Raw genomic sequence first — 8,969 nt, 5'->3', positions numbered from 1 at the left:
CTAATTGGCCTCAGTTTAAGGCAAAGAGGTGTCTACGAAACCCGGGGCGATTCAACCAGATACAGTCCGACGAAGCACTGCTGGACTACATCCACCAGACTACGGAAAGTAACTACCACCCCGTTGGTACTTGCCGGATGGGCCAGGAAGACGATCCAATGTCTGTCCTGACCCCCGATCTGAAGGTCAAAGGCGTGCAAAACGTTCGTGTGTTTGACTGTTCAATGATGCCGATAATCATCAGCGCCAACACCAACGCGACAGCAATGGCCGTTGCCGAGAAAGGTGTTGATCACATGATGGGGAAAATTTCGCTGCGCACACCTGGTCGCCAGACCAGTGTTAGTACCGCGGAGTCCACAAGAAGTTAAAGCACTCCATGGCTTCACCGGCAAGGCTGCTCCCACTATGGATCATGAGTCTCGTAGGAGCGGGCTTGTCGGCGATGAAGCCAGCCTGTGCTTTACAGGTCTTCATCAATAACAAACCTGCTCTTGCAAGGGATTACGAAATGCACATCGATAGACCTATCGAGTTTTTCTTTCTTACGGTGTGGCATTGGATTCTAGTATTTTGTTGCTACCCAACGCTGGCTGAGAGGCATGTTGAGGTGCCATCAAGGTTTAACGTCGCAGTTGTATTTTGTGAGGAGAACACATTCGATGAATGCTTCTAATTTTTCGAGTACGGACGAGATTAGGTCAGCGTTTTCCCATGCAATGTCACAGATGTACAGGGATGAAGTGCCTCTCTATGGTATTTTGATGGAACTGGTTTCCGAGGTGAATAGGGAAGTCATAAGCGCAGACCCCGAACTGTTCAAAAAACTGGCGCAGACTGGTGAAATTCACCGCTTACATAACGAGCGGCACGGCGCAATTCGTGTAGGCACAGATGCAGAGTTGTCAATGTTGTGTAGGTTGTTTGCTGTGATGGGAATGGAACCTGTCGGGTACTACGATCTGGCCCCCGCTGGGGTCCCTGTTCATTCCACAGCATTTCGGGCAATTGAAGACGCTGCACTCAACACTTGCCCGTTCAGAGTATTTACTTCTCTGCTCAGAGTCGAATTGATAGACGATACGGAGCTCCGAGCGATCGCTCAGCATTTGCTCTGTCAGCGCAAGATTTTTACTCCTCGAGCTTTAGAACTAATTGAGCAATGCGAAGCTGCAGGCGGACTATCTGCTGCGGACGCTTCGGAGTTTGTTGACCGTGCTCTCGAAACCTTCCGCTGGCATAATATAGCTACTGTCTCTCTTGACCAATACATGAAACTGAGTGCTCAGCACCGTTTGATCGCCGATGTCGTCGCCTTCAAAGGCCCCCATATCAATCACCTGACCCCTCGTACTATGGACATCGATGCCGTTCAGCGAGGTATGTTTATGAAGGGAATTGTTCCGAAAGCGGTGATTGAAGGTCCGCCTCGAAGGAAATGCCCGATCCTCCTACGTCAAACCAGTTTTAAGGCGCTTGAGGAATCCATCAGCTTTGTGGGGCAAGAGGTAGGAGAGTCAGGTAGTCACTCTGCTCGCTTCGGGGAAATTGAACAACGTGGCGTTGCTCTCACGCCTAAGGGGCGAGCTCTCTATGACGAGCGTTTAAGCGTTGCTCGGAACGAGTTGGGCGAGGTTCCAAACGAGGCAAACGCTGCTGAATACGTTCGTATTCTGGAAAAGGCTTTTCAAGCATTTCCCGACAATTATGAGGAGATGCGTTCGCTGGGACTCGCATATTTCCGGTATTTTCCAGCCGAAAGGGCAATGGAAGCTTCGGGTAATAATTTGCAGATGAAAAGCTTGAATCAGCTTGTTGATGAGGGTTGGATCAGGTTTGAACCGATAGTTTATGAGGACTTTCTGCCTGTAAGCGCAGCAGGGATTTTTCAGTCCAATTTGGGTGGCGATGCTCCACCACACTATTCGGCAAACTCAAATCAGAAAAAGTTTCACTCAGCGCTTGGTAGGAAGACGCTTAATGAACTTGAGCTTTACGCCGAAAGCCAAACGCGTTCTTTGCGTAGCTGCGCCAGAATCATGAGGATTAGCGAAGCAAGCTGGATGCTTTAGCGGACGTATTAGGCCCCTTAGTCATGAGTCTTCCCTCACCTCAGCACAAAGGGAGCTAGAAAGGTAAGAGGACGAGTAGCATTCGGTGGGGCTCATCCTGACCTCGGAGCTTTTTGCAACAGGTGTGTGAGGGCTGTGCGATTGATATTCGAACCCGCCTGGCCCCCAGCGGCAAGCGTAAGGGTGTCGGTGTTTGCCTGCACACTAACAGGTCGATTTCTTGGGTTTGCGATCAATTTCGGCACCTTTTCCCGGTGAGGAGATCGTCCTAGGAACGATGTGAGTGAACACGCTATACTGTCGGCTGAGGCGTTCTGTGGACGCAACCATCGACCTCACATGAGGAGGGTTATGGAAACTTCACCTATATCGACGATCACCTTAAGCCGCAAATTGAAGTTTCACCAACTGATGATATTTGAGTTGGTGCTGGAATCAGGATCATTCGTGCGGGCTGCAAATGCAATGAGTCTTACGCAACCGGCCATAACAAAAGCTATATACGATCTTGAGTTGTTTTTTGGCAGCCCGTTGTTTGAGCGGTCTAATAGAGGAGTAACACCCACCGAGTTCGGTGTTATGCTGGGACGGCGAGTCAAGTCATTGATTGCCGAGACGCGTTATATGACTGAGGAGGTCAACGCATTCAGGACCGGTGAAGCAGGGCATGTGATTGTCGGAACGCTAATATCGGCCTCTGCTAAGTTATTACCTCGGGCAATCGTGGCATTGCGCAAAGCCACTCCTGGCGTGTTGATCACGGTTCGCGAAGGAACAACGGCGCAAATGTTTCCGGCGCTGGCGACAGGAGATCTAGATATCGTCGTAGGACGCCTCCCTGAGCAGGAATTGCCTCTATCCCATGCGTTCCCGCTCAAACACGAAGTTTTGTTCCATGAATCTTTTTGTGCGGTGGTCGGATGCGACCACCCACTGGCTGACAGCAAAGGTTTGAGCATCGCTGACTTGATGACTGAAGAGTGGATCTTCCCACTTCAGGAATCACCCTCCTACAATGCCGTCGAAAAATTTTTTCGTGATTCGAAACTGGGTCTGCCTCCGCATCATGTCAATTCTCTATCTATTCTGACCAACATAGGCTTGCTGTTGGAAACTGATATGATTGCGTTGATGCCTCGAGCAGCAGCACTACAATTCGTCAAGGCTGGATTGATAGTCGTCCTCGACTTAACAAAGAGTGCTAATTTTGGTGAGGTGGGGTTCTCAATTCGCGCCGATAAAGATGTTAATCCCGCTTGCAAAAACTTCATAAAATGCCTTCGCGAAACCGCCAAGAGTATATTCGAATAAAATCTCTACACGCATTCGTTCACCGTATGGTTACGCGAAGAAACGAGCAGGCTGCCTTCATTCAAAACCGCTGATGCGGTCGATGATCAGATTTAGAGACAGAGAGGTTGATGCCAACTTGATTTTTGGTGCTCTACTCACGTTAAACGCTGTGTTTTCAGTGCGATTGTGGCCGATTCTCGGGCTACAAATCCGGTCCACAAGATCCCTTGATAAAATTCCCAAAAGGTAGTTTTAGGGGAGGGGCGTCTACTGGAACAATTTAGTCAGTTTTCTATCGTTTGGCCAAGCTTTGTGGCCAAGAATAAGGCTTGCTCCCTGTCTTTCACGTTGGTGAAACCTAACAGCAAGCCCGACTCAGATGGCGCGTCTAAGTACCAGTTAGTGAGCGCGTGAACACTCAATCCAGCGCTTTTTGCTTTAGCGATTATGGCACGATCATCCTTGCCTTCAGCCAGACGTGTCACCAAGTGCATCCCTCCGACTTGATGGTCGATCGATAGGCGTGAGCCAAGGACGCTGGTCAACGCATCCACGAGCAAGCCTCGTCGAGTTGAATAAAGGTCGCGCATTTTCTTCAAATGACGTGCGAAGTGGCCTTCATTGATGAAGTTGGCTGTGGTGACCTGCCATAGCTGAGGGCAATGACTATGCATGGTGTCCGCGATCTGAGCGAATCGGGAAACAAGATTTTCTGGTACCACTAGGTAGGCGAGACGCAGACTCGGCAACAGCACTTTACTGAAGGTGCCGCAATACAAGACTCGATCGTAGGTATCCAGGCTTTTTAAGGCTGGTAGGGGGCGGCCTAGATAGCGGTATTCGCTGTCATAGTCATCTTCGATAATCCAGCTTTGTTGGTGGTGGGCCCAAGCCAGTAGACTTTGCCGGCGAGGCATCGACATTGGAACACACAACGGACTTTGGTGGGTCGGGGTTACTACTGCAAAACGGGCGTCGCTGCCTCGTTGTATACCTGACTGAACAATCATCCCTTCATTATCGACGGGAACCGAAACAAGGTTTGCTCCAGCTTCGCGCAGGAAATGGTGGGTCGCAAAGTAACCGGGGTCTTCGACCCAGCAGCTATCTCCACTGTGTAGCAGGCTTCTACAGATCAAATCGAGGCAAGCTCGGTAGCCCGCGACAATGAAAACCTGTCCAGGTGAACAGCTAATTCCGCGCGAAACACCCAGATAACCCGCGACTGCGTTGCGCAAAGAAACATGTCCTCTCGCATCAGGGTAAATCAAACCGTCGATGGGAGAGTGGCGCAGAGCACGGTAAGCCAGTCGGTTCCATAACTTGGTCGGAAAGGCATCCAGCGCCGGCAATCCCATCTGCAGCGGCTGCGGAGTCTCTCCCGTATGTATCAAGGACTGCTGGGGAGCTTCCGATTTTATCGGGAGAGGCTTAAGTGGAGCGGATTTGATTTGTGGAGAGACAACTGTCCCGGCAGGCCCGCGTGTCACCAGATAGCCCTCACTTATCAATAATTGATACGCAGCCTCGACTGTCCCCTGAGCCAGATGGAGTTCAGAGGCTAACGCCCGAATGGAGGGCACACGATCACCAGGCTTGAGGCGACCTTCCTTAATTGAATCACGAAAGCGCAGGTAGATCTGCCGAAACAGCGGTAGCCCATCACCCTCATGGTGCACTTTTTTATTCATTGGAATGTCCCAGTCAATTTGATCATTTTTGACTCTATAAAATTTGCCTTTGGTAGGGTAATGTTACACAAATTTATTGCCATCACGACGGTTTATTGTATAAGTCGCTAGGAAGGCCATTTCCCAAAAGCTTACATGCATACGACTTGCAGAGCATTTATGTTCTTCGGTCCCTGGAGAATAAGATGCTCTATAACCCAAGAATGGATCGCTTAATGGTGAGCAGCGGTTCTGTACGACCCCTTGATGCCAAGGTGACGATATGGATATCGGCAATGAGTGCTGCACTCTATCCTTGGATCCTAGAGGCATTCCATTGGGCAGTAACACTTGCTGGTGGCATAAATGGGTCTTTGTCAGCAGGTCATATCGTCGTCGCCGCTTTGTTGTTGATTGCAGCATTTGCTGTGCCTCTGATTTGTCTGATCATGGCGGGTCGTGTAATTCATGCTGCGCCTAGGGAAAGCACCCGCGCCCGACGATTTGCGTTGCTGGCAGTTGCCGTTCCTACGCTATATGTGTTCTTTGGCGTGCTTACTTACATGGCTGGTAGCACGATTCCAGATACCTGGGTATGGTCGCCGGCCTGGTTGCTGCTGGGGGCGTGGGCAACGAGAGAAGGCGATTCCAGCATGCTTTCTCAAGCACATCCGTCCTCACGTCTGCGTGTAGCTCACGGTATCAGTGGCTCAATAACTGCACTCTACGTTCTATTTCATATCATTAATCATTTGTTTGGGCTTATAAGCCCTCAAGCGCATGCAGCAGTGATGGATATAGGCCGTACCGTCTATAGAGCTGCAGCTATCGAACCGCTGTTGGTGACGGTCATGCTGTTCCAGATTATCAGCGGCCTACGACTAGCGTGGACTTGGACAGAAACAACAGCTGACCGTTATCGGGTTTTTCAGGTGGCATCAGGTGTGTTTATGTCAGTGTTTATTCTCGGTCACATGAATTCTGTGTTCATCTTTGCGCGTACTTTTCTCGACATTCCCACCGACTGGGCTTTCGCCGCAGGACTGCCCGCCGGCTTGATACACGACGCTTGGAACATCCGTCTCTTGCCCCACTACGCACTTGGTGTGTTTTTTGTGTTGACTCACCTGTTTTCAGGGTTACGCGTGGTGCTGCTCGCGCATGAGGTAAGTCAATCGAATGCAAATCGGATTTGGTGGCTGGGAGCAGGGATAAGCTCGCTGATTTCGGTGGCAATTATGTGCGGCATGACTGGACTTAGACTGATCTGAGTGACCATATTTTTTACAAAGCGGACCAATAGTGAGGCTGCTGGTTTGTTCTGATGCTAAAAACTAAAGGGGCCGTAACAGCTAGCTTCGGTCCCTCCCAAAGATGATAGGATGAACTATTCGTGTGTCACGGGTGTTCGCAACACATCACGTCGCTGTCTACTCTTCTGCTCCGTGCACAGACATCAAATCCACTTGGAGTCCATCCTGGTTTTTGCAAGCAAGTGAGTCTGTGTCCGAACAGAACGCGTTGTGCACAGGGTTCAAAAGTGAAGTTCACACTTCTAACTCCTAGCCAACCTCAACCGCCGCTCGATCTGACACCGCCTGTCCACCGGGCAAATAGTCCACTTGGTGACGAGTTGTCCGCACGCCTTCCAATTGTTGGCGAACGCTCAGATGTGCCGGATGGGAAGAGCATCCCTCCAGCGCTTCGTGACTATCGAACCCACTGTAGAGCACAACGTCGCAGGCATACTCGATCTGGCTGATCTCGATGCCAACCTCGATAGTCTTCATGCCAGGAATGTTGCCCGCTAGACCTTCGACCAGGTTTTTTACCCGAAGGCTATTCGCGAGCTTCTCAGCAGAGCTGGCACCCTTTATATTCCACATAACAATGTGTTTGATCATATAGTAAACCTATTAAGCATAGAGCGGACTCGCGCGATAGAGCGCCGTTACTCACCCACTGATGTGGTAGATTGCAGAATGAAATCCCAGTTGATATGGAGGAATGGCGCTTTCAGGCCACGGCACTTTGCCATATCCGCATCGCTTAGCCTGTCGATAGTGGCAATCAGGGCGGGCCTAACTCCGAGCACGGTGTCTTCGCGCAGATAAGGGCAATCCGGAGCAAAGATGTGCGTGGTGACCAGTTCGTATCCAAGCACCGTGACGATAAAGTGAATATGCGCTGCCCAATGAGGATGCCGTCCAATCCGGCCTAGAAGCTTGCCGACCGGACCGTCGCTGGGAATAGGATAATGACGCGGTTTGGATGTGCGAAATGCATAGTGTCCGTCAGCCTCAGAAACGAATACACCACGCAGAACCAAGTCGGACTGTATCCCGCGCTGTTGCAAGTCATAGAAACCGTCTTCGTTGGTTTGCCAGATATCGAGCGTCGCGCCCACGATAGGCCGACCTTCAGTGTCCTTTACGTACCCGCTAACCAGTAAAGGTTCGTCTTTCTCATCCAGGCAGATGTTGCTGTTGTTGGGATAGTGCGGTGCTCCGGGCAAGTAGAACGGCCCCAATACGGTGTTAAAGGTCGGCGGTTGACGTCCTGTCGAGTGAGGACGATCGTTGATGACTTCCGCCAGCATGCTCGCATCCAGCACGTCGGACAGCAGAATGAACTCCTGGCGCCGGTCGTTATACATGTGCCCTACATCAGTGAGAAACTCGATGGCCGCGTGCCATTCCGCATACGTGGGCTCGATTTCCTTGATGGCAGCATGGAAGTGCTTCACGATAACGCCCATCACCTGGCGAGTGCACGGGTCGCCGAAATCGCTCATACGTGCGTTAACGACTTCCACCTAACTGGTTTCGGTGAAGAGGTTGTTGAGATCGATGTCGTCAGGTTGCGGCAGTGCACTTTCGAGTTCTCCGTCGTTTTTGTGAGCGATATATGGTTACTGGCATTAAGCTCAGCGTTCATAGGTGTCTCCTGCCGGTAAACCCGCCAAGGTATCAAAGGAACCGAACGATAAGTTCTTAGCTGTCTGCAAATGATCGACAGACCAGCAACCAGCCGTCTTCTACGTCACCCTCATCCAGGACTGAGTGTCCAAGCGATTGACTCGGCCTGATTCCAGTCGACATGTACACGAAGCACATTCGAGCCAGGGGTATTTGCCGCGTGGCGCCAGAACAGTGATGACGGAGTGTGCCTGCCCGGCATGGTGACCGTTTCCGGAACCACTACCGGTAGCGACAAACACTTGGGCACCTGTATCAAGCCAACGTCAACTGGACGCCTATCTCCAATATCACGGTCGGTCTCGACTATCTGTTCTATGACATCGGTTCGGCGAACAAGAATGCCGGAGGCAGTAACTCGCAAATCGTGGTGTTGCGTACCTCGTTTCGTTATTGAAAAGAGGCCATTCAAGCATAAAGTATGACTGGATAAAGCATAAGTCGGCAAAGCGGCTTTTGCTTTGTCCATAACCGTCTGTTGGTCACACATTGCTGACCTTTTGTGAGCTTATTAAGCATTTTCAACATCTGGCTGGCGAGCTTCCGACTCCAAGCATAGAACCTTTCATCATTTCTGCGGTACGTGCTATCCAATGCCGGCATTCGATGCTACGAGCGATAGCACCGGTGGAAGCTTGTCCAAAACCCAAGAGCGCTCCGCCATTGATCATCAAAGTCAAAATTATGATTATCCATAGCTTGTCAGCTTTCATAACAGCATCTCGTAGTAATGATAATCCAGCTACCCGTTACGGTTACTGTGTTTAATGCCGACCAGTTAAACAATTGAAGAATGGGGTCTCTGTAATGAGGCCCCATTGAGGACAAAAACTAAGTCATCTTTAGTGATAGTTAATTTTAGACGACCGCCACTTAACAAAACTTAGACTACTGTTACGCTAGGAAAATCAATATCAGTGTCAGCCATGTTGTTGATGAAGTTAGTCAGAAGGAAC

At 50.4% G+C, this 8,969-nt stretch carries 7 protein-coding genes; 4 read left to right on the top strand and 3 right to left on the bottom strand.

Features of this window, described 5'->3' with window-relative positions:
* From ACW9IN_RS29605 to ACW9IN_RS29595, 3 genes are all read left to right on the top strand, one after another.
* Positions 1-371: GMC oxidoreductase (locus ACW9IN_RS29605; RefSeq protein ID WP_457369172.1), on the top strand; the 371-nt coding region annotated here is incomplete at its 5' end.
* Positions 372-662: 291 nt separating this feature from the next.
* Positions 663-2,072 (top strand): 2-oxoadipate dioxygenase/decarboxylase HglS, encoded by a 1,410-nt coding sequence (gene hglS, locus ACW9IN_RS29600; protein WP_038845905.1) that lies wholly within the window; start codon positions 663-665, stop codon positions 2,070-2,072.
* Positions 2,073-2,423: 351 nt separating this feature from the next.
* Positions 2,424-3,383 (top strand): LysR family transcriptional regulator, encoded by a 960-nt coding sequence (locus tag ACW9IN_RS29595; RefSeq protein WP_016976858.1) that lies wholly within the window; start codon positions 2,424-2,426, stop codon positions 3,381-3,383.
* Between the two features lie 266 nt (positions 3,384-3,649).
* Here the strand turns inward: ACW9IN_RS29595 and pdxR are convergent, their stop codons facing one another.
* A complete protein-coding gene (gene pdxR, locus ACW9IN_RS29590) occupies positions 3,650-5,056 on the bottom strand; it encodes a MocR-like pyridoxine biosynthesis transcription factor PdxR (RefSeq protein ID WP_050572425.1) in 1,407 nt (468 codons plus the stop codon).
* Positions 5,057-5,331: 275 nt separating this feature from the next.
* On the opposite strand from pdxR, the gene ACW9IN_RS29585 reads away from it, so the two are divergent.
* On the top strand, positions 5,332-6,306 hold the full coding sequence (locus tag ACW9IN_RS29585; protein ID WP_235165435.1) for a hypothetical protein: 975 nt from the start codon (positions 5,332-5,334) through the stop codon (positions 6,304-6,306).
* Positions 6,307-6,597: 291 nt separating this feature from the next.
* Here ACW9IN_RS29585 and ACW9IN_RS29580 read toward each other — a convergent pair whose 3' ends face one another.
* Positions 6,598-6,939: a Dabb family protein gene (locus ACW9IN_RS29580; RefSeq protein ID WP_038845904.1), complete on the bottom strand. Its 342-nt coding sequence runs from the start codon at positions 6,937-6,939 to the stop codon at positions 6,598-6,600.
* A 47-nt stretch (positions 6,940-6,986) separates the two neighbouring features.
* On the bottom strand, positions 6,987-7,850 hold the full coding sequence (locus ACW9IN_RS29575) for a dioxygenase family protein (RefSeq protein WP_050572423.1): 864 nt from the start codon (positions 7,848-7,850) through the stop codon (positions 6,987-6,989).
* Positions 7,851-8,969: the final 1,119 nt, after the last annotated feature.

The organism is Pseudomonas sp. SDO5271_S396 (assembly GCF_054071795.1).
This window is presented reverse-complemented; position numbering and strand designations above follow the sequence as displayed.